Origin of the sequence: Thiolinea disciformis DSM 14473, assembly GCF_000371925.1 — a bacterium.
GTDB lineage: Bacteria > Pseudomonadota > Gammaproteobacteria > Thiotrichales > Thiotrichaceae > Thiolinea > Thiolinea disciformis.
On sequence record NZ_AQVE01000020.1, the window covers coordinates 53482 to 75479 of the forward strand.

Below are 21998 nucleotides of genomic sequence, written 5' to 3' on the forward strand. Positions count from 1 at the left end.
CTACTGCACTTAGTAAAGAATTAGGTAATTTAGGTTCGAATTTTATTAAGTTTGTTTGTAACCGAATGTAAAAAAATATAGCAAAAGGCAAGCTGTGGACTTGTTCACTGCACCATAAAATAGCTTGAAGTAGGGAAGTTTATTCAGGTTATACTGTAGGCGTCGTTCGGAGGAGCTTATTCATGAGCCAAAATAAAGCTACAACATTAACCACTCGCAGCAAAGTAAATGTAAATACGCTGCGCAAGATGAAACAAGCAGGCGAAAAAATCGCTATGCTAACGGCCTATGACGCCAGTTTTGCCCGAATTCTTGATGCACAAGGGGTAGATATTATACTAATCGGCGATTCGCTGGGGATGGTAATTCAAGGCCATGCGACCACGATTCCAGTGACGATGGATGAAACCATTTATCACACTAAAGCTGTTGCTCGTGCCACCGAATACAGTTTGGTGTTGGCGGACTTGCCATTCATGAGCTATACCTCACCCGAAATGGCTTTGCGTAATTGTGCACGTTTAATGCAAGAAGGTATGGCACATATGGTCAAGCTCGAAGGGGGTGCACCACAAGTCGAAACAGTGCGTCAGCTTGCCCATCATGGGGTTCCAGTTTGTGCCCATTTGGGTTTACAACCGCAATCAGTGCATAAATTAGGGGGGTATCGGGTGCAGGGTCGCGATCAGGCCGTGGCGGATCAGATGCGCTCGGATGCACAGGCTCTGCAAAAGGCGGGTGCAGATATGTTGTTGTTGGAATGTGTTCCCGCTGCTTTAGCTGCCGACATTACTAAAGAGGTTGATGTGCCAGTGATTGGAATTGGTGCAGGTTCGGATTGTGATGGGCAGGTGCTGGTGTTACACGATATGTTAGGGGTTAGTGTGAAAGCACCCCGTTTCTCACGTGATTTTATGCAGGATACGGGCACGATTCAAAAGGCTGTGCGTGCTTATGTGGACGCGGTAAAAACAGGAGGTTTTCCTGCAGCTGAGCATTGTTTCGTTTAAAAAAGGATTAAACATGCAGTTGATTCATGAGATTTCAGCATTACAAGAACAAATTCGGGCATGGCGCAAATCGGGTGAAACTATTGCGTTTGTGCCTACCATGGGGAATTTACACGGCGGCCATTTTGCTTTAGTGAAGCGTGCTCAAGCCTTAGGTAGCAAAGTCGTAGTGTCTATTTTTATCAATCCTGCACAGTTTAATCGCCCAGAGGATTTGGCAGCCTATCCTAAAACCTTAGATTCGGATTGCACACATTTGAGCCGCATCGGTACCGATTTAGTCTTTGCTCCCAGTGCAGAGATGATGTACCCAACCGGACAATTACGCACCAAAGTTGAAGCACCAGGGATCAGTGATGTATTAGAAGGTGAGAAGCGCCCAGGGCATTTTACCGGTGTTGCCACGATTGTAGCTAAATTGTTTAATATCGTGCAGCCTGATGTTGCGGTGTTCGGTGAGAAGGATTTCCAGCAATTATTAGTGGTGCGCCAAATGGTGCGCGATTTGGATCTTCCTGTGAAAATTGAAGGGGTAACCGCCGTACGTGAGGATGATGGCCTCGCGATGAGTTCGCGTAATGGCTATTTGACCAGTGAAGAACGTCTGCGCGCGCCGTTTTTACATGAAACTTTGCAAGAAGCCGCTGCCCATTTATTACGTTTAGGCTCACAAAATAGTGAGGACTATTTGCCTATCCAACAAATTATGATGGGGCGCTTAGCTGAAAATGGTTTTCGCCCTGAATATTTTGAGGTGCGGCGTAGCAACGACTTACAACCCCCTCAAGCAGGCGATGAAAATTTAGTAATTTTGGTGTCAGCTTGGCTAGGCAAGGCACGTTTAATTGATAATGTGCAAGTGTTCTTACGCGATGGGCGTATCGTCTAATACCGTTCACAGCTAGACTATTAGCCAGTGTTTATATGAAACACTGGCGAGTGAAATTTTTACTGTTTTAATCGGTCACAGATTTCATAGCAGCATCCATGGTTTGCCAAGTATTCACGATATGGCAAAAAATATCTGCTGTCTTTTCAGCATCATACACCGCTGAATGCGCTTGCTCACCATCCCATCCCATGCCCGCCGCTTGAGCAATTCGTGCCAAAACGGTTTGCCCATAGACCAATGCTCCGAGCGTTACAGTGTCTAGTGTGCTGAATGGGTGAAAAGGATTTCTTTTACAATCAATACGTTCTGAAGCAGCATTTAAAAAATTTAAGTCAAACGGTGCATTATGCCCCACTAAAATAGAGCGGTTGCAGCGATTTAACTTTAATTCTTTACGCACGACTTTAAAAAACTCATTCAGTGCACGCTCTTCAGGTATCGCTAGTCGCAGCGGGCTGAAAGGTTTTATGCCATTGATTTCTAAAGACTTTGGATCCATGTTGGCATTCGGGAAGGGCTCGATATGCCAATGGTGGGTACGATAGCGGGATAGCTCACCTTTTTCATCAATGCGCAAAATAACGGCCGCCAATTCCAACAAGGCGTCTTTACGGCTATTAAAACCACCTGTCTCTACATCGACAACTACGGGTAAAAATCCACGAAAGCGATTGGCCAGTGGAATAATTTCGATTTCATCACTCATAATCTAAGCGTAGCGCAAGTTGTTTTATTCGCATAGCATGGGCTCAATATTTATTTCTCCGTTCTAACTATCTGATAAATAAGTTTGTTTTTTTTGTTGTATTTTTGGTTCTTTCTTTTTAGCACTATTGATGTTATGTTTTCGCGCGACTACCAACTAGGAGGATGTCATGAGTAAAGAAAAAACTGTCCAAGATATCGATACTCAAGAAACCAATGAATGGATTGATTCATTGGACGCGGTTATCGAAGCTGAAGGTATAGAGCGTGCCCATTTCCTGCTCGAACAATTAATTGCTACTGCGCGTTCCAACGGTGCTAACTTACCGTATTCTGCTACAACTGCCTACATTAACACGATTCCCCCCCATTTAGAGAAATATACGCCGGGAAATCCAGCCATTGAGGTTCGCTTACGTTCTTATATTCGTTGGAATGCCGCTGCCATGGTGGTAAAGGCCAATCGAAAAAGTACTGAGTTAGGGGGGCATATTGCGACCTTTGCTTCCGCTGCGACTTTATATGATGTGGGCATGAATCACTTTTGGCACGCGCCAACCCCACAACACGGTGGCGATTTATTATATATCCAAGGCCATGCTGCTCCAGGCATGTATGCACGTTCTTTTTTAGAAGGGCGTTTAGGGGAAGAGGAATTAAATAATTTTCGTCAAGAAGTGGGCGGAAACGGTTTATCTTCCTATCCACATCCTTGGTTAATGCCGAATTATTGGCAGTTCCCAACTGTATCGATGGGCTTAGGGCCTATTATGTCGATTTATCAGGCTCGCTTTATGAAGTACCTGCAGGATCGCAAATTGGCCGATACTGCCAATCGCCATGTGTGGGGCTTCTTGGGCGATGGTGAGGTCGACGAACCGGAAACCTTAGGCGCTATTTCTTTAGCCGGACGTGAAAAACTCGATAATTTGGTGTGGGTGGTCAATTGTAATCTACAACGCTTAGATGGCCCCGTGCGTGGTAATGGCAAAATTATCCAAGAGCTCGAAGGCGTATTTCGTGGCGCGGGTTGGAATGTCATTAAAGTTATTTGGGGTTCTTATTGGGATCCGCTGCTGGCTAAAGATAAAGATGGCAAATTAAAAGCGCGGATGTTGGAGGTCGTTGACGGCGAGTTCCAAAATTATAAAGCCAAAGATGGCGCCTATGTGCGTGAGCATTTCTTTGGTGCAGTGCCTGAATTGCGCGAAATGGTTGCCTCGATGAGCGACGATGATATTTGGCGCTTAAACCGTGGTGGGCATGATCCGCATAAAGTCTACGCGGCTTATTATGCAGCCGTGCATCACGAAGGTCAGCCAACCGTTATTCTAGCACATACCGTTAAAGGTTATGGCATGGGTTCAGCGGGCGAAGGCCAAAACCGCACGCACTCACAGAAGAAGTTGAGTGACGAGGAAATGATCGCTTATAAGAATCGCTTCAGCATTCCATTAAGTGATGAAGAGGCCGCCGCAGCGAAATACTATCGTCCTGCTGATGATAGTGCGGAGATGAAGTATCTCCAAGAACGTCGTAAAGCCTTGGGTGGTTATCTGCCACAGCGTCAAACTCATGCGGCACCTCTAAAAGTACCAAGTTTGGATATTTTCCAGACCTTATTGGAAAGTAGTGGTGACCGTGAAATGTCCACCACTATGGTATTCGTGCGCTTATTAACTATCCTGACACGTGATAAAAATATTGGTAAGCACATTGTGCCTATCGTGCCAGATGAAGCGCGTACCTTTGGTATGGAAGGTATGTTCCGCCAATTAGGGATCTATTCTTCAGTGGGGCAGTTATACGAACCACAAGATAAAGATCAAGTTATGTTCTACAAAGAGGACAAAACCGGTCAAATCTTGGAAGAGGGCATTAACGAAGCAGGCGCGATGTCGAGCTGGATTGCGGCGGCCACTTCTTACAGTATGCACGGCGTGAGCATGGTGCCATTCTATATCTACTATTCCATGTTTGGTTTCCAACGGATTGGGGATTTGGCTTGGTTGGCAGGCGATATGCGCTCACGCGGCTTTTTAATTGGCGCAACCGCAGGCCGTACCACCTTAGCCGGTGAAGGCTTACAACATCAAGATGGTCATGGTTTAATCCAAGCGGGCTTAATTCCAAACTGTATTTCTTATGATCCTACTTTCGCTTATGAAATGGCCGTGGTGATTCAAAACGGCATGAAGCGCATGTATGAAAATCAAGAGGATGTTTACTACTATATCACGGCGATGAATGAAAACTACCTGCATCCAGCGATGCCCAATGGTGCGGAAGAAGGCATCATTAAAGGGATGTATTTATTCAGTGGCGGCGGTAAAAAACGTAAGAAGGTGCAATTACTAGGTTCAGGCACCATTTTGCGTGAGGTGATCGAAGCTGGTGAATTGCTGGATAAAGACTGGGGCGTTGATGCGGATATTTGGAGTGCTACCAGTATTAATGAACTGGCACGCGAAGCGCGTGATATTGAGCGCTGGAATATGTTGCATCCTTTAGAAACGCCAAAAGTTCCTTATGTGACGCAATGCTTGAAAGATCGTCGTGGCCCTGTGATTGCAGCAACGGATTATATTCGCGCTTATGCCGATCAATTACGCGCATGGATTCCGAATAATTATCGCGTCTTAGGCACAGATGGTTTTGGCCGTAGTGATACGCGTCAGCAACTGCGTAAGCATTTCGAGGTGGATCGCCATTACATGGTGGTCGCGGCCTTAAAAGCTTTAGCGGACGATGGTTCTATGCCAGCCAATAAAGTGGTTGAAGCGATGGAAAAATACGGTATCGATCCTAATAAACCTAATCCATTACACGCTTAAGCGGGAGGTGAATCATGGCTATTCAAGATATTCGCGTTCCCGATATTGGTGATTTCAAAGATGTTGAAGTTATCGAGGTATTAGTCAAAGTAGGCGACACCATTAAGGCAGAAGATTCGCTGATTACCGTCGAATCTGATAAAGCATCGATGGAAATTCCTTCACCGGTGGCGGGTGTCGTAAAAGAAATGAAAATTGCTATCGGTGATAAAGTTTCCGAAGGCAGTTTGGTACTAACGCTGGACGTAACAGAAGGGGCGGCAGCCGCGCCAGCTCCGGTTAAGGAGGCTGCAACAGTACCTGCTGCACCAGCACCCGCAGCTCCTAAACCAACAGCGCCAGCGCCTAGTGCTGCCACAAAAGCCCCTGCCGCACCGGTTGCATCAGCATCCGTTTCACACGAAGCGTTTAAGAAAGCGTATGCAACGCCGTCTATTCGCAAATTTGCGCGTGAATTAGGGGTCGATTTAAGCAAAGTGCACGGTTCAGGTCGCAAAAGCCGAATCACTCAAGAGGACGTTAAAGCTTATGTGAAAGACGTGCTCAGCTATAGTGGCGGCGGTAAGGTCGTAGCGGCTAGTACAGGCAGTGGTATTCCCAAAATGCCTGATATTGACTTCAGTCAGTGGGGACCTGTTGAAACGGTTAAGCTTAGCCGTATCAATAAATTATCTGGCGAATTCTTGCATCGTGCTTGGTTGAATATTCCGCATGTTACGCAATTTGATCATGCCGATATTACCGAGTTGGAAGCGTTCCGTAAGCAATTGAATGAAGAGCAAGCCAAAGCGAAAGGCCCTAAAATTACGCCTCTCGTTTTCATTATGAAAGCGGTAGCAGCGGGTCTGAAAGCCTATCCACGCTTTAATTCCTCACTGGAACCGAGTGGCGAAAACCTGATTCAGAAGAAGTATATTCATATTGGTATTGCGGTTGATACACCAGAAGGTTTGGTGGTACCCGTGATTCGTGATGTGGATAAGAAGTCACTCTTGCAATTGTCGGAAGAGTTAGCCGAAGTATCTGTGAAAGCACGCGATAAGAAACTGAAGCCTTCGGATATGCAAGGCGGCTGTTTCTCGATTTCGAGCTTAGGGGGCATTGGTGGCACAGCGTTTACGCCGATTGTGAATGCGCCAGAGGTTGCCATTTTGGGCGTATCGAAATCGGATATTCAGCCAGTATGGGATGGGAATGCCTTTGCACCTCGTCTGATGTTGCCTTTGTCGCTGTCTTATGATCATCGTGTCATTGATGGGGCTGATGCGGCACGCTTCACCACTTATTTAAGCAAAATGTTGGGTGATATTCGGAGGCTGCTAGTATGAGTAAGCTGGTAGAAGTTCATGTGCCGGATATTGGTAGTTTCGAGAATGTCGAAGTTATCGAGGTATTGGTAGATCGTGGTGATCCCGTTCGCCCTGAAGATTCACTGATTACTATTGAATCGGATAAAGCATCGATGGAAATTCCTTGTCCCTATGAAGGCAGGGTAATGGAAATGAAGCTTAAAGTCGGTGATCGGGTCTCCAAAGGTTCGTTGATTATGCTGATGGAATTGGCGGCGGAAGGTGCTGGTGTGCCTGAGCCACCCGCAGCGCCCGCAGCAAAAACGCCCGAAGCAGCACCTGCTGTATCAGCAGCAAGTGGGGCGACCCAAGTGATTAATGTTGAAGTACCCGATATTGGGGACTTCAAAGATGTTGAGATCATTGAGGTACTGGTCAAAGCAGGCGATGTCATTGAGGCTGAAAGCTCAATTATTACCGTTGAATCTGACAAAGCATCGATGGAAATTCCTAGCCCCCAAGCGGGAAAAGTCGTCGAGATGAAGGCTAAGTTAGGTGATAAGGTGTCACAAGGTAGCTTGGTATTAACCTTAGAAGTGGGTAGTAGTACTGGCGCTTCTCGTTCAGCGCCACCCACACAAGCGTCGGAAACGCCGAAAGCGGACGCACCAGCACCACAAGCTGCGACTTTTAGTGGGACAGCGGATATTCAAACCCAAGTGGTTGTACTAGGCTCAGGTCCAGGTGGCTACACCGCCGCGTTCCGTGCCGCCGATTTGGGTAAGAAAGTCGTATTGGTGGAACGTTATGATGTGATTGGCGGTGTGTGCTTAAATGTGGGATGTATTCCCTCTAAAGCACTCTTACACACCGCTGAAATCATCAACGAAGCCAAAGTGTTTGGTAAGCATGGCGTGAAATTCAGCGAGCCAGACATTAATCTTGATGAATTGCGCGCTTACAAAAATGAGGTGATTGGCAAGCTCACCGGCGGCTTAAAGGCACTAGCCAAACAGCGTAAGGTGCAAATTGTGCAAGGCTATGGGCGCTTTACCTCGGCAAATACCCTAGAAGTGGAAGCGGCTGATGGTGCTAAGCAAACCGTGCAATTTGAGAATGCGATTATTGCTGCGGGTTCGCAAGTGGCCAAGCCCAGCTTTATTCCGTGGAGCGATCCGCGCGTGATGGATTCGACCGATGCACTAGAATTGCAAGAAGTGCCCAAGCGGATGCTGATCATCGGCGGTGGCATTATCGGTTTGGAAATGGCGACGGTGTATCACGCCTTGGGCGCTGGCATTACGGTGGTTGAATTATCACCCGGTTTAATGCCCGGCGCTGATCGTGACTTGATTCGTCCTTTAGAAAAGATGATCAAGAGCCGCTACGAAAATGTGTATACCAATACCAAAGTGACTGCGATTGAGCCAACACCTGAAGGCTTGGTCTGCAGTTTCGAGGGGAAGGACGCACCAGCCAAGGCGACGTTTGATCGGGTATTGGTCTCGGTTGGACGGGCGCCTAATGGTAATAAGATTGATGCTGCTAAAGCCGGTGTGTTTGTGAATTCCAATGGATTTATTCCAGTGGATGAGCAAATGCGGACTAATGTGTCACATATCTTTGCGATTGGTGACATTGTGGGACAGCCGATGTTAGCGCACAAAGCAACCCATGAAGCCAAAGTAGCGGCCGAGGTGATTGCAGGGCATAAATCCTTCTTTGATGCACGCACGATTCCTTCCGTCGCTTATACCGATCCTGAAGTGGCATGGGCTGGCAAAACGGAAGAACAATGCAAAGCGGAGGGAATAGCGTATGAAAAAGGTGTATTCCCATGGGCAGCCAGTGGTCGTTCTTTGTCAATTGGACGTAGTGAAGGCATGACCAAGGTGCTTTTCGACAAAAACTCTCATCAAATTATTGGTGCGGGGATTGTTGGGCCGCGCGCAGGGGAGTTGATTGCCGAAACAGTATTAGCCATTGAAATGGGCGCGGATGCAACGGATATTGGTTTAACCATCCATCCCCATCCCACGCTATCGGAAACCATTAATTTTGCTGCGGAAGTAGCAGAGGGCGTGGCAACCGATATTTACGCACCGAAGAAGTAAGGTAATTTAAATTTTGCCCCTCACAGTCTTGAGGGGCAATTGAAGTGAATCGTCTAATTACGCAATACGTTTAGAAATTTTCCCAACACAGTTTCTAGTTGTTCTTCGCTTAGCTTTGCATGACCAAGTAATAAGTAAGTCGTCATTTTTTCCTTTGCAATTAATCGATAAATTTCACAGCCAAAACCAGCTTGTTTTAGACGGAATTCCAAGTTTTCAGTATGGAGGCTTTCTTTAAGCTTCAAATAAGTATTCATGCCACTGAGGGAGGGCATTACTTCTAAAATATCAGCGCCATGCTGCTGCAAATACGTCGTACACCATTGGCGGCGTTGGTTATAGATAGAGCGTGTCTGTGCTAAGTGTTTAGCTAAATAACCGTATTGCATAAATAGTGCGAGTTGGTGCTGTAATAAATAGGAGGGTTGCAGGCCGAGGGTATTCAAAATTTTTCGCAACTCATCGGCAATACTTGCGGGAACGACCATCCAACTTAAGCGCAAATCCGGTAATAGTAATTTGCTCATCGTACCCAGATGAATCACATGCTGCGCTTGTGGATAGCTGAGTAGTGACGGAGCTGGATGTTGCTGATAACTATATTCAGCCGCAAAATCATCCTCAATCAACCAACAGTTATGCTGGATACTGTATTCGAGCCAAGCCTTGCGCCGTGCGGCACTCATCACATAGCCAGTCGGAAATTGGGCATTAGGTGTAATGACGGCGAGTTTAGCTTTGATTGTGGGTACTAAAGCGCCTTCTTGATCAAGGTCGACTGACACTAAATGGGCTTGTGCTTGGCGTAATGCTGCTTTGCCACCCTCCCAACCAGGATGTTCAACCACCGTTACATCATTTGGATTTAATAAGGCGCGTGCTAAAGCACTTAAAGCGCCTTGAGTTCCAGTACTGATTAGCAAGCAGTTTAAATCTTGTACTTGAATACCCCGATAACGTGCGAGAAATTCTTTTAACGCTAGCTTTAAGGGCGAAACACCGCCACTGCGTTCGTATTGACCTTGCAGTTGCTCCAAGGCTTCACACTGAACTTTTAACCAAGCGCGTTTGGGAAATAAACGTAAATCCGGCAAGCTGGTTTGAAGTAATAAGGGTGTTCTGAGGCCCATATAATCACGGGCTGTGGCTATCAATCGACCTTGTGCTGATAGTCCCAATTTGGTTGAGGCTTTGCTAGCGAGTGGTTTAGCTAAATAGGGCTGGTAGCATATCTGTGTACCTCCCTTACCGAAACCTAGCACCAGATGATCGAGGCGCAACATTTCATAACATTCCACTACTACACCGCGCGAAAGCTGTAATTGCTCTGCCAGTTCGCGCGAGGAGGGCAAGCGCTCGGCGTAACTTAGATTTCCACTCACAATTTGCTGATGTAACTGCTGATAAAGCTGCCGTGCTAGTGGGATGGTGAGCTGTTTATTTAATTGAAGCTGGCTGTGATCAAGTGGCATTTATGGTCTATTAGTTAGGCAATTATGGTTCTGTCAATTAGACCACAATTTATTCTATAGTAATGCTTCTTGTTGAGATTGAGATGAGCCGATGTCTAATTCACACCATGAAGCTTTGAGCCAACGTGCCACCATAAAGCAAAGCCCTAAGCGAGCTGATTATAATAGGGAAACGTTGTATCACATTATTGATGAGGCACCTATAGCTGTGGTGGCGGTGAGTATCGATGCTCAGCCTGTTGCGCTGCCTATGATGGTGGCACGCTTGAGGGATTGTATTTATCTGCATGGTTCACGTGCTTCACGTTTAATCAAGCACTTAAGTGCAGCAAATCCCGTTTGTGTGACATTTGCTCATTTGGATGGCATTGTAGTGGCACGTTCTGGTATGCATTGCTCGGCAAATTATCGCTCGGCAGTTGTGCATGGCGTGGGACGGCTGATTGAGGGTGAGGAAAAAGCACGTTATTTAATGGATATTACTTATGCGATTATCCCAGGGTCACACGGTGATTATCGTGAACTTCAAGCGAATGAGTTAAAAGCCACTAGCTTGATTGAAATTCCCTTGCTTGAATTTGCTTGTAAAATCCGGACGGGCGGCCCTATCGATGATCAAGAGGATGTGAATTTGCCTTATTGGGCGGGCGTGATTCCGCTGCAACGCATTTATGGTGAGCCGATTTCCTCAGCTGATTTACAGGAACACATTTCAGTCCCAGCCTATGCGGCAAACTTTAAACGGAACGTCTAAATAAAAAAGCCTCAAACGAGGCTTTTTTAGGGAAACATGATTTATAAAGGGGCTTTGACCATGCCGCTGCCAATATCCAACACATCCAGCTTCAAAGTGGCATCTTTAATTAACATGCCTTCCACAGACGTATTTCCTTGTAATTGCTCGCGTAATAAATTTGCATCGATTTTACCTAAGGTTTGAACTTGTTTTTCAATCCATAACGCAGCAACACCCGCAACATACGGGGCTGCCATGCTAGTGCCATTGCGGGTTATATATTTATTATTAGGTGCTGCCGATAATATTTTATAGCCAGGGGCGCTAATAGCATTGTTGTAATTAGAAAATGGGGTCACCAGTAAGGTAGAAGCGCGTGGCTCGGGTAAGTCAGGGGTATTAATAATATCGGCAACACGCCCTAATGCTCCGACGGATAAAATGCCTTCGGCCGCTGCGGGTACGCCACAAGGGACACGGAAAGGCTTATCGGAGAAGCGGCTGCTGCCGTTGCCGGAGGCGGCAATCATTAGCGTGCCAGCATGAGTCGGTTTGCTGGCTAACGCATAACGTGCGACCGCTTCGTAAAAACGCAGAGACGCTATCTGATTATCTAGGGCTAAAGATAAAATCGTTTCCATAGAATAGTCAGTATCACGATTTAGGGCTTTAACATGGCTATGAAAATCGACGCCTAGCGACATCGAGATAATATGAGCACCTTCCTCAATCGCCCACTGAAGACCCGCTGCAATCCAAGCATCACTACCATTACCGGCTGCACCGGCTAGCACTTTGCCAATCAAAGCACGTTTAATATTGGGTGCTACCCCAATCCGTGGCTTACCTTCAATGGCCTGTCCAAATACAGTGCCTGCGCAGTGTGTGCCATGTCCGGCCTGATCGGCATCACTATCATTGGTAAAGTTTTTATAGCTTATATTCACCCCTTTAAAACGTTCATGCGTGGCATCGATACCAGAGTCCAAGATAGCAACCACGGCCTCTTTGCCAGTATAAGGGGATTTATCAGCGCCAATCGCTTGAATACCCCAAGTAGCTTTATCATTATCCGCGATAGCTAAAGGTGAGGGCATTGGACTGGGTGAAGTCGGTGTTTCAAAATGCTCAACTAATAACTCCACATCGCTATGTTTAACTGGCGCGATGAGTTTGATGGGCATATCGGGCTTTGCGGCTAAAATAGCGGGATCACGCTTTAAATCGGCAATATCCGCAGCCGACAATTCGGCTGTTTCTAGCACTGCTTCCACGGAAGTATCAGTACCAGACCGGGTTCTAGATCGGGTATTTCTCAGGTAGACATAACGCTCGCCCATACTCATCACCTCCTGTTTAGTTTGACTGACACTATCATGCTAACTAAGATGAAAAAAGTAATACTTGAAAAACTTATTCAATAAGGTCTGGCAGAAAATCGTTTCAATCCTGCTTTAGATGATAAGGAGCTAAGGCTTGCGTTCTGCTATAATTCCTGACAGGTACTGAAAGCCCGCTTTTTCTTGAACAACCCACACAGACAGGCATGAACATTACACGCTTTTTGACTATTGGCTTAACGGCTTTAGCGATTATCTTATTTGCTCGACTCTGGGTGGGTGCAGGCAGTTATCCCGAAATTTGGGACTTGTATGCTCAGATTAAGCAACAAGAAGCTGAAAATGATACGCTTAAGGCGCGTAATGATCAGATGCAGGCCGATCTGAAAAATCTGGGCGAAGATAATAAAACGATTGAAGAGCACGCGCGCAATGAATTGGGGCTCATTAAACAAGGCGAAACGTTTTACCAAGTATTATTAAAAAATGAAGGGGCACAACCTGAAATTCCTTCCGCGCCCACTCCAGCCATCAAGCAAACAACACCCGCGCCCAATCCCAATATTGCTGAGTCAGAATCGAATCAAGCGAATTTGGAGGCACCGCCACCAGCGGATAGCGATAGTACTAATCCCGAGTTGAAGAGCCCAGAGGCGGTTACTAATGCCCCATAAATCCGTCTGGGTGGTCATTCCCGCAGCCGGTGTGGGTAAGCGTATGCAAAGCGCTATCCCCAAACAGTATTTAAGCGTGCATGGCAAAACCGTGTTAGAGCATACTCTTACTATTTTCTTGAACTGTGAAGCGGTGCAGGGCGTAGTTGTAGTCTTAGGCGCACAAGATGAATATTGGGATACAGTAGCGCCGCGTTTTGCACAGCAGCGGCTCTATCGCGCACAAGGCGGCAAAGAGCGTGCGGATTCTGTATTAAATGGCCTTAATTATTTGCTGCAAGAGTTACAGCTTGGCGAAGAAACGATTGTATTAGTGCATGATGCCGCTCGACCTTGCTTATCCGCATCGGACTTACAGCATTTATTGGAGCAAGATCCAGATCAAGGTGCAATTTTGGCGATACGCGTGCGTGACACGATGAAACGTGCGCTCGCAGGCTCAAACCAAATTACGCATACTGAAAATCGTAATGATCTGTGGCACGCCCTTACCCCCCAAATGGCAAGACTAGGTGTCTTGCATAATGCGCTCAGTGAGGCATTAGTGGCGGGCGTAGCGATTACTGATGAGGCGTCCGCTTTAGAGTGGAAGGGTTTAAGGCCACTCTTGGTGGAGGGCGATGCACGCAATCTTAAAATTACGCAAGCGGCTGACTTGGCATTAGCCGCGTTTTTCTTGCAAGGAGAATAGCATCAATGCGGATTGGATATGGTTATGATGTGCACGCCTTCACTGCAGGCGATCATCTTGTCTTGGGTGGGGTCAAGATTCCTTATACACAAGCGTTTGAGGCGCATTCGGACGGTGATGTGCTGATTCATGCCATTTGTGATGCGCTATTAGGTGCACTAGCCTTAGGCGATATTGGGCATCATTATCCCGATAATGCCAGTGATTTTTTAAATATTGACTCACGTATTTTGTTGCGCGATGTTTATCGTCAAGCCTTGCAAAGAGGCTATGTGCTGGGGAATCTTGATACGACGATAATCGCTCAAGCGCCCAAGATGGCACCCCATATTCAAACCATGCGCACGCATCTCGCGGCTGATTTGCAATGTGATATAGAGCAAATCAATGTCAAAGCGACCACTACCGAAAAACTAGGTTTCGAAGGACGCAGTGAGGGGATTGCTGCCCATGCAGTGGCTTTATTGCTGAAGGCATAGGCTAGGATAGGCTTAAAGCACACCAAGCTTAGGTTAGGGACTAGGCCTACTGATGAGTTTGGGAACTCTATTTAATTGCCAATGTTGAATCGCCCAATCCCAAAGTGTATTTAAGTGGCTAAAATACTCGGGTGGCGGTGGATTTTGTCCTAAAAACTGCAAAGCATGAACGAGCTGTCTAATACTATCGTCGGGCGTAATAGCGGGAGCATAGCTTTGTTTGCTTAGCTTTTGGCCGTTTGCATTAGTTGCCATAGGGATGTGTGCATAGTGAGGGTGGTTAAAACCCAGTAGCTGTTGCAGGTACAGTTGGCGTGGGGTGTTATTCAATAAATCAGCACCACGTACAATATGCGTTATTCCCTGCCATGCATCATCCACCACTACGGCTAATTGATACGCAAAAATGCCATCCGCACGGCGGAGTACAAAATCACCTACAGCCTGCTGCAAGTCTTGTTCGTAATCCCCTAAAATTGCATCATGAAATTTTAACTTTTGACTTGGAACCTTGAGGCGAATCGCGGCGGGTTGATGTTCCGGAATAGCTTGGGTCAGGCATCTACCGGTATAAATCAGGTTCGTGTTATTCGCCTGTGCATCTTCTTGTAACTGCTTACGTGAGCAGGTACAGCGATACGTATGTGTTTTAAGTTGATGCAGTGCGTCCTGATAAGCCGTTAAGCGTTGGCTTTGAAACAGAATATCGCCATCCCATTCGAAACCATAAGCTTTTAATGTTTGAATAATGGAAGCGCTTGCGCCTTTTGATTCGCGAGGTTTATCCAAATCCTCTAGGCGCAGTAGCCAGCGTCCTTGCTGACTACGCGCTTCAAGATAGCTGGCGGTTGCTGCTAGGAGTGATCCAAAATGCAACAAACCCGTGGGGGAGGGGGCAAAACGTCCGGTATGGGACATTTTATCCGTAAGAATTTAGGAAGCTAACTGCTTTTCTTTAATCTCTTGTGTGGTTTTGCAATCAATACACATTTCAGCCGTTGGGCGTACTTCTAAACGTTGCAAGCCGATTTCAATCCCGCAAGCCTCGCAATAACCATAATCGCCTTCGTCTAAGCGGGTAATGGTTTTATCAATTTTGCGAATTAATTTACGTTCACGATCACGCGCGCGCAGTTCCAAGGCAAACTCTTCTTCTTGAGTAGCGCGGTCAGCAGGATCTGAGAAATTACTGGCCTCTTCTTTCATGTGGTCGACAGTGCGATCCACTTCTTCCATCAGCTCTTTTTTCCATGCAAGCAGAATATTGCGAAAATGCGCTAATTGCTTGTCATTCATATATTCTTCGCCAGCTTTTGCGATGTAGGGTTCAATGCCATCAACTGGTAACGCCGCTTTCCTTGCTAAATAGGTTACATTGTCAGTTGTCATTTTTTTCTCCATTAAGCTGAAATAAATAATCAGCCATGTTTATTAAGATATAAGAAATACCCCTATACCGTAATAAGGCATAGCTTTTCGGCGCGGCATTATAGCTGAATCCGGTTATAAGGGTATATTTTTTAGGATAAATAATACGTTTATTTATGCACCATATTATTCCTGTCTATAAAAAGCGAAATTGAAACCGTATAGCATCCTTGCCAGGGTCAGCAATATTCACAGAAAACTCACGTGGTGTATTGGGTGGCATTAAGGCATTAGCTTGTTCCGCCCCTAAATACTCTGCTGGTGTAAAACGACTCAAAGCCACGACAGATGACTTTTTATCCAAGAAGCTTACTTCTACTATAGGATAAGCTTGTGCAAAAGGCGCATTATTTTGAATCGAGGCACTAATAATTAGGGTTTGGGGCGAATTGGGATGTGAATAAACATTATGACTAAGCATTTTAATCTGCTCGACATCGCGTTGAGCATCGGTATTGCAGCTGATGACTTGACACAAACTTTGTTTGAACCCGCTTGCTGCAGGATGGCTTAGGAGCGTGTCGCGAAAGGTGTAAAGTAATTGTAAAGCTAGAACTAGCCCCAGAATAAGCAGGCTGAAATACAATAGCTTACGGGAAGAGGGCGATTTTTTGCTTGATTTTTCTGTGTTTGAGTTGCTTGCAGCTTTTTTATTTTTAGCTGCATCAATAGGTAGTACCTTAATAGGAGGTGCACTTTTAGCGCTTGTAGGTGTTGGCGATGCCCCTGTGCCGTGCTCATCGGGTAGTGTAGTACTCAACGATTTCATCGCATCGAAAATCGTGTCGCACTCACTGCACCGCAGTAAGCCTTGGGCTGCGGTAAGTTCTTTCATCGTGACACGAAAGATAGCTCGACAATGACTACATTGGGTATACATGCTTGTTTAGGCAGTTTCTAGGTTTATAGGTTTCATTAGTTTAGCCCGATTTTTGTTCTTTTAATCAAGGTAGTGAACAAAATACCAGCTCATGCTAAGCGAGTTAGCCAAGCTTCGCACGATTAAGCTGATAAACGGGCAGAAGGCTGACAAGCAGTGCTATTTGACGAATAAACTGCATAAACTGGTAGAAAATTAAGTACCCCGCTTAGTGCCGCTGAGACGTAGCCATTCTTCTTGGGATTGGATGTCATGGTTTTCCAAACTGGGGGCGTAGGCGGCGGCGACTGGTTCGCCTTGCTCTGCCAAGATACCTGACAGTGCCAAGCGTCCTTGGGGTTTTAAGTAATTCAGAATGTGTGGTGCTAATTTTACCAAGGGTCCAGACAGTATATTGGCCACTACCACATCGTATTGCTGTTGAGGTAACTCATCAGGATAGCAAGTGTGAATAGCCTCTGCGCCTAAGGCATTACGTTGCGCATTATCCAGTGTTGCTTGTAGCGCTTGTGGGTCAATATCGGTGGCAACGATTTGGCTTGCGCCCAATTTTGCGGCAGCAATAGCTAATATACCACTGCCACAGCCATAATCCAGTACACTTTTGCCTACTAAATCTTCACCATCTAACCACTCCAAACAGAGCGCCGTGGTGGGATGTGTTCCGGTACCAAAAGCTAGCCCTGGATCCAGCAGGATTTTCACACTATTGGGTTCGTTAGGGGCTTCACGCCAGCTAGGATAAACCCACAGGCGTTTGCCAAACTGCATAGGATGGAAGTTATCCATCCATTCACGTACCCAAGGGCGGTCTTCTAATCGCTCCAAACGTAGCTCGCTGAGTGCCCATGCGCTCCGCTTCGTTTCCAATAACACCATCAGTTCTGTCAAATCGTCATCTGCTGGATATAAACCGGTGACAATGAGTTGATCCCATAAAGGGGTTTCGCCCGGTAATGGCTCTAAGACGGGTTGATCTTCTGCATCTTCTAAGGTTACTGAGGCAGCACCAGCTTCTTCCAAAACGTCTGTTAAGGCTTCTTGGTGTTCAAGCGTAGTACGGCAGATGATTTGTTGCCAAGTCATTGCAAACCCAATTTCTTTTCAAGATAGTGAATATCGGTGCCCCCTTCGCGGAAGGCAGTATCCGACATAATACGGCGTTGGAGCGGAATATTGGTCTTAATACCTTCCACTACCATTTCAGTCAGCGCACCATTCATACGATTCAGTGCGGTGAGGCGATCTTCGCCATGCACAATGAGTTTGCCTATCATCGAGTCGTAATAAGGTGGCACGATATAGTCAGCATAGATATGCGAATCGACACGCACGCCTAACCCACCAGGGACATGATAACGTGTAATTTTGCCGGGGGAGGGTGCAAAGGTATCAGGGTCTTCCGCATTAATGCGGCATTCCACGGCATGGCCATGTGGTTTAATATCTTCTTGGCGGATTTGCAACACTTCACCAGCTGCAATCAGTAATTGCTGTTTTACCAAGTCCACACCCGTGATTAATTCGGTCACGGGATGTTCAACTTGTAAACGGGTATTCATTTCGATGAAATAAAACTCGCCATTTTCATACAAAAATTCAAAGGTTCCTGCACCACGATATTTGATTTTGCGGCAAGCTTCTGCCACAACCGCACCCATTTTATTACGCAGTGCTTCTGTTATACCGGGGGCAGGAGCTTCTTCTACCACTTTTTGATGGCGGCGTTGCATCGAGCAATCACGCTCACATAAATGAATGGCATTGCCATGCTCGTCGGCAAGTACTTGGAATTCGATATGGCGTGGCTTGGCGAGGTATTTTTCCATATAGACGACATCATTACCGAAGGCTGCTTTAGCTTCGGAGCGGGTCATCTCAATAGAACGTAATAACTCCTCTTCCTGATGCACGACACGCATACCACGGCCACCGCCACCACCGGTGGCTTTAATGATCACAGGATAGCCAATTTTCTTGGCCATCTTCATACATTCTTTAGCATCCTCAGGTACAGCACCATCCGAGCCAGGTACACAAGGTACTTTGGCTTTTTGCATGGCTTCCTTCGCTGAGATTTTATCACCCATTAAACGAATGGTTTCTGCGCGGGGCCCGATGAATACAAAGCCACTCGATTCAACGCGCTCTGCGAAATCCGCATTTTCCGATAAAAAGCCATAGCCGGGATGGATGGCATCGGCGCCTGTGACTTCAGCAGCACTAATGATCGCGGGAATATTCAAATAACTGTCGCTTGAGCGCGGTGGGCCAATACAGACCGATTCATCCGCTAAGCGTACGTGTTTCAAGTCGCGATCAGCCGTGGAATGCACGGCGACCGTTTTAATACCTAGCTCGCGGCAGGCACGCAAAATGCGTAAGGCAATTTCACCACGATTTGCAATTAAGACTTTTTTCAGCATGATGATTCTGCCATTAGTCGATAATCATTAATGGCTGACCAAACTCAACAGGCTGCTCATTTTCCACTAGAATCGCTTTTACTGTACCGGATTTGTCAGCCTGAATTTGGTTAAGCATCTTCATCGCTTCAATAATGCACAAGGTATCGCCGATTTTGACCGACTGGCCTATTTCAACAAAGGCTTTTGAGCCGGGTGAAGATGAGCGATAGAAAGTACCAACCATAGGCGATTCAACCACGTGACCACTCGGAGCAGCACTTTTTTCTTCAGAAGCAGAGGTGTGGACGGGAGAATGAGCGGATGAAGCTTGCGTGTAGTGGGGCATAGCCTGTTGCATGGATGGCATTGGCATCATAGGCATTTGCTGCATGACTTGAACTTGTGAAGTGAGGCGACTAATACGCACCGAGTCTTCACCCTCTTTAATTTCAATCTCAGCCACATCACTGCCTTGTAGCAGCTCGATCAATTTCTTAATGGTACGAACGTCCATCATGGCGTTATCCTAATCCAATTTTTAGTTTGCTCTATGGCCGCTAAAGTGCCAGTTCGTGCTGTATATTGAGTGAGTGATTTCAAGCGCTCAGCCATTCCTATGCAACATACAGATAAAAACAGGTTATATGAGGGAAACTCTGGTTGAGTTGATAAAGGCTAAGCAAACGCGTGATTCGTTGGCAAGTTATCCTCACCCAAATCACCGTCAGATATAGCATGTTCGCCGCAGATCCCCCGAAATCGCGCAAGTTTACACCCTTTACTAGGGACTTGCAGCAAGTTAGTATGATTTATCGCCTGCCACCAAACAAAGTGCCAAATAATCCACGTACAATTTCTTTACCTAATTTAGTGCCAACTGTACGCGCGGTACTGGTTATAAATGCTTCAACAGGGCTTTGGCGCGTACTAGCACGGGGTGTGCTGGCTTCTAAGCGGCGTGCTAATTTTTCTTGTTCCTTCGCTTGCTCCAAAGCATTGGCTTGCGCAGCCATTTGTTGAGCCCGTTGGGTTAAACGCTCGTAAGCCGATTCACGATCAATGGTCACATCATAGCGTCCCGCAAACGCACTCTGACGTATTAACGCAGCGCGCTCTGTACTATTCAAAGGTCCGATGCGTGATTGTGGTGGACGAATTTTGGTACGCTGTACAATGCTAGGTGTGCCTTGTTGCTCCAATACGGATACTAAGGCTTCACCGACGCCCATTTCAGTAATGACAGTTTCCGTATCAAACGCAGGATTGGCACGGAAAGTTTCCGCTGCGGCACGTACTGCTTTTTGGTCGCGTGGCGTAAAGGCACGTAGCGCATGTTGAATACGATTGCCAAGTTGACCTAAGACACTATCAGGGATATCCAAGGGCGTTTGGGTAATGAAGTAAATCCCGACGCCTTTCGAACGAATTAACTTTACTACTTGTTCAATTTTGGTGAGTAATGCTTTGGGGGCATCGGTGAAGAGTAGGTGCGCCTCATCAAAGAAAAATACTAAACGTGGTTTTTCAACATCGCCTACCTCCGGCAGTTGCTCAAATAACTCTGAGAGCATCCACAGTAAGAAAGTGGCATATAAACGGGGCGAATTAATCAGTTTGTCCGCAGCTAAGATATTAATTTGGCCACGCCCTTGCGCGTCAGTACGGATAAAATTATTCAGGTCTAAGGATGGCTCGCCAAAAAATTTATCGCCACCTTCTTGTTCCAAGACAAGCAGACGTCGTTGAATAGCGCCAACGGTTGAGGCACTAATATTGCCATAAACCGTTTGTAGTTCTTTGGCTTGTTCGGCGATGGCTTGTAAGAGTGCGCGTAAGTCTTTCAAATCGAGCAGTAATAAACCTTCGTCATCGGCAAATTTGAAGGCGAGATTTAACACACCTTCTTGGGTGTCATTTAATTCCAGCAAGCGTGACAATAATAAAGGCCCCATGTCGGAGATGGTGGCACGCACGGGATGCCCTTGCTCGCCTAATAAATCCCATAAAACGCTGGGATAGCCCTCAAAGTGAAAGTTATCGACGCCGATACTCGCAACACGTTCGGTAATTTTGGGATTATCCGTTCCTGCTAATGCAAGGCCGGTTAAATCACCTTTAATATCGGCGAGGAACACTGGTACACCCAGGCGGGATAAGCCTTCTGCGAGAATTTGCAGGGAAATGGTTTTACCAGTACCTGTAGCACCTGCAATTAAGCCGTGTCGATTGGCAAAACGCGGATCAAGAAAAACTTGTTGCTCGCCCTTACCGATCAAAATGCCATTGGATACTGCCATAATATCTCCCGATTAATAATTGTTACTATAGATGGGAGCAGTCTAACCAAAATAAAGCCTTGTTGCTAGAAAAGACCTAGTTTTCTTAAGGTCTCCCCCGTCAGTGCTCCCATGGCAATTTGTTGGTCTTTTTGAAATTGAATAAGCGTCTGTTGAGTAGCGCTATCATATTGCCCACTGATTTTGATGGGGTAACCTAGCTGCTGTAGCCTCTGTTGCAGTTTTCGAATTTGGTTTGGCTCTAATGCTTCGCTACAAACAACCGGCAAGGTGAGTAATTGTTCAGGGCGAACTTTGTGTTGTACTGCGATAGTTTTATATTCAGCAGGGTGAAATTGTGCTTTGATGGCCCAAGGCTTCGCCACATAGGCAACTTTGATGTTTTGATAGCGGGCAGGGACTGAACCCAAACCTTTACCCGCTTGTTTGAGTACTTTACGTGCCACCATGACAGTTTTGGCTGGAATTAGTGTTTGTATAGTAAATCCCTAATTAAGAGCTACAAATGACTTGATCGATAGCCTCCAGCAAGGATAGACCGTGTTGACAGCGTAATAACACCTTTTGTTTCAAGGTTGCCCACACCTTTTCAATAGGATTGAGTTGAGGGGAATACGGGGGTAGATACATCAACACCTGACCATACTGCTGAGCAATGGCTGGAATACGTCCTCCTCGATGAAAGGAAGCATTATCGAGAATGAGATAATGGGTTTTACCTTGCAAGGACTGGCACAAGCGTTCTAACC

The 21998-nt window shown here is 46.4% G+C and carries 21 protein-coding genes; 9 read left to right on the forward strand and 12 right to left on the reverse strand.

Annotation, left to right across the window (positions count from 1 at the left end; genetic code table 11):
- Window positions 1-182 precede the first annotated feature (182 nt).
- Together panB and panC are read left to right on the forward strand one after the other, a co-directional pair.
- The gene (gene panB / locus A3IE_RS0114330; RefSeq protein ID WP_020396313.1) at window positions 183-1010 is read left to right on the forward strand and encodes a 3-methyl-2-oxobutanoate hydroxymethyltransferase; all 828 of its coding nucleotides are present in this window, start codon (window positions 183-185) and stop codon (window positions 1008-1010) included.
- A 13-nt stretch (window positions 1011-1023) separates the two neighbouring features.
- A complete protein-coding gene (gene panC / locus A3IE_RS0114335; protein ID WP_020396314.1) occupies window positions 1024-1899 on the forward strand; it encodes a pantoate--beta-alanine ligase in 876 nt (291 codons plus the stop codon).
- A gap of 67 nt (window positions 1900-1966) precedes the next feature.
- Here panC and rnt read toward each other — a convergent pair whose 3' ends face one another.
- Window positions 1967-2608, reverse strand: a complete 642-nt coding sequence (gene rnt / locus A3IE_RS0114340; protein WP_020396315.1) for a ribonuclease T — start codon at window positions 2606-2608, stop codon at window positions 1967-1969.
- Window positions 2609-2777: 169 nt separating this feature from the next.
- On the opposite strand from rnt, the gene aceE reads away from it, so the two are divergent.
- Genes aceE through lpdA form a run of 3 tightly spaced genes read left to right on the forward strand, consistent with a single transcriptional unit; the run spans window position 2778 to window position 8844 of the window.
- Window positions 2778-5441, forward strand: coding sequence for a pyruvate dehydrogenase (acetyl-transferring), homodimeric type (gene aceE / locus A3IE_RS0114345; protein WP_020396316.1), 2664 nt, complete (start codon window positions 2778-2780; stop codon window positions 5439-5441).
- A gap of 14 nt (window positions 5442-5455) precedes the next feature.
- Window positions 5456-6769: a dihydrolipoyllysine-residue acetyltransferase gene (gene aceF / locus A3IE_RS0114350; RefSeq protein WP_020396317.1), complete on the forward strand. Its 1314-nt coding sequence runs from the start codon at window positions 5456-5458 to the stop codon at window positions 6767-6769.
- Window positions 6766-8844, forward strand: a complete 2079-nt coding sequence (lpdA, locus tag A3IE_RS0114355; RefSeq protein WP_020396318.1) for a dihydrolipoyl dehydrogenase — start codon at window positions 6766-6768, stop codon at window positions 8842-8844. The genes aceF and lpdA overlap by 4 nt, the downstream gene beginning before the upstream one ends.
- 53 nt (window positions 8845-8897) lie before the next feature.
- Here lpdA and A3IE_RS0114360 read toward each other — a convergent pair whose 3' ends face one another.
- Window positions 8898-10316, reverse strand: a complete 1419-nt coding sequence (locus tag A3IE_RS0114360) for an aminotransferase-like domain-containing protein (protein ID WP_020396319.1) — start codon at window positions 10314-10316, stop codon at window positions 8898-8900.
- A gap of 91 nt (window positions 10317-10407) precedes the next feature.
- On the opposite strand from A3IE_RS0114360, the gene A3IE_RS0114365 reads away from it, so the two are divergent.
- Window positions 10408-11070, forward strand: a complete 663-nt coding sequence (locus tag A3IE_RS0114365) for a pyridoxamine 5'-phosphate oxidase family protein (protein WP_020396320.1) — start codon at window positions 10408-10410, stop codon at window positions 11068-11070.
- Window positions 11071-11111: 41 nt separating this feature from the next.
- Here the strand turns inward: A3IE_RS0114365 and A3IE_RS20795 are convergent, their stop codons facing one another.
- Window positions 11112-12392 carry a S8 family serine peptidase gene (locus tag A3IE_RS20795; RefSeq protein WP_020396321.1) on the reverse strand — a complete coding sequence of 427 codons (1281 nt, stop codon included), beginning with the start codon at window positions 12390-12392 and terminating at the stop codon, window positions 11112-11114.
- 206 nt (window positions 12393-12598) lie between these two features.
- Here A3IE_RS20795 and A3IE_RS20800 point away from each other — a divergent pair, with 206 nt between their 5' ends.
- The 3 genes from A3IE_RS20800 to ispF are packed head-to-tail and all read left to right on the forward strand — an operon-like array spanning window position 12599 to window position 14236.
- Window positions 12599-13066: a septum formation initiator family protein gene (locus tag A3IE_RS20800; RefSeq protein ID WP_020396322.1), complete on the forward strand. Its 468-nt coding sequence runs from the start codon at window positions 12599-12601 to the stop codon at window positions 13064-13066.
- Window positions 13056-13757 (forward strand): 2-C-methyl-D-erythritol 4-phosphate cytidylyltransferase, encoded by a 702-nt coding sequence (ispD, locus tag A3IE_RS0114380; RefSeq protein WP_020396323.1) that lies wholly within the window; start codon window positions 13056-13058, stop codon window positions 13755-13757. The genes A3IE_RS20800 and ispD overlap by 11 nt, the downstream gene beginning before the upstream one ends.
- Window positions 13758-13762: 5 nt before the next feature.
- Window positions 13763-14236: a 2-C-methyl-D-erythritol 2,4-cyclodiphosphate synthase gene (gene ispF / locus A3IE_RS0114385; RefSeq protein ID WP_020396324.1), complete on the forward strand. Its 474-nt coding sequence runs from the start codon at window positions 13763-13765 to the stop codon at window positions 14234-14236.
- A 33-nt stretch (window positions 14237-14269) separates the two neighbouring features.
- On the opposite strand, the gene gluQRS is transcribed toward ispF, so the two are convergent.
- The 9 genes from gluQRS to A3IE_RS20805 all read right to left on the reverse strand — a co-directional run.
- Window positions 14270-15154: a tRNA glutamyl-Q(34) synthetase GluQRS gene (gluQRS, locus tag A3IE_RS0114390; protein WP_020396325.1), complete on the reverse strand. Its 885-nt coding sequence runs from the start codon at window positions 15152-15154 to the stop codon at window positions 14270-14272.
- Window positions 15155-15169: 15 nt separating this feature from the next.
- Entirely contained in the window at window positions 15170-15625 is a 456-nt protein-coding gene (gene dksA, locus A3IE_RS0114395) for an RNA polymerase-binding protein DksA (RefSeq protein ID WP_020396326.1), read from the reverse strand.
- A gap of 175 nt (window positions 15626-15800) precedes the next feature.
- The gene (locus A3IE_RS0114400; protein WP_083900655.1) at window positions 15801-16544 is read right to left on the reverse strand and encodes a zinc-ribbon and DUF3426 domain-containing protein; all 744 of its coding nucleotides are present in this window, start codon (window positions 16542-16544) and stop codon (window positions 15801-15803) included.
- 195 nt (window positions 16545-16739) lie between these two features.
- Window positions 16740-17630, reverse strand: coding sequence for a 50S ribosomal protein L11 methyltransferase (prmA, locus tag A3IE_RS0114405; protein WP_020396328.1), 891 nt, complete (start codon window positions 17628-17630; stop codon window positions 16740-16742).
- Entirely contained in the window at window positions 17627-18970 is a 1344-nt protein-coding gene (gene accC, locus A3IE_RS0114410; RefSeq protein ID WP_020396329.1) for an acetyl-CoA carboxylase biotin carboxylase subunit, read from the reverse strand. Before accC ends, prmA begins: the two co-directional genes overlap by 4 nt.
- Window positions 18971-18983: 13 nt before the next feature.
- Window positions 18984-19466 (reverse strand): acetyl-CoA carboxylase biotin carboxyl carrier protein, encoded by a 483-nt coding sequence (gene accB, locus A3IE_RS0114415; RefSeq protein WP_026154959.1) that lies wholly within the window; start codon window positions 19464-19466, stop codon window positions 18984-18986.
- 295 nt (window positions 19467-19761) lie between these two features.
- A complete protein-coding gene (locus tag A3IE_RS0114420; protein WP_020396331.1) occupies window positions 19762-21249 on the reverse strand; it encodes a helicase HerA-like domain-containing protein in 1488 nt (495 codons plus the stop codon).
- Between the two features lie 65 nt (window positions 21250-21314).
- Window positions 21315-21698, reverse strand: a complete 384-nt coding sequence (locus tag A3IE_RS0114425; RefSeq protein WP_020396332.1) for a peptidoglycan-binding domain-containing protein — start codon at window positions 21696-21698, stop codon at window positions 21315-21317.
- A gap of 43 nt (window positions 21699-21741) precedes the next feature.
- On the reverse strand, window positions 21742-21998 hold a 257-nt coding region (locus A3IE_RS20805; RefSeq protein WP_020396333.1), incomplete at its 5' end, for a transposase.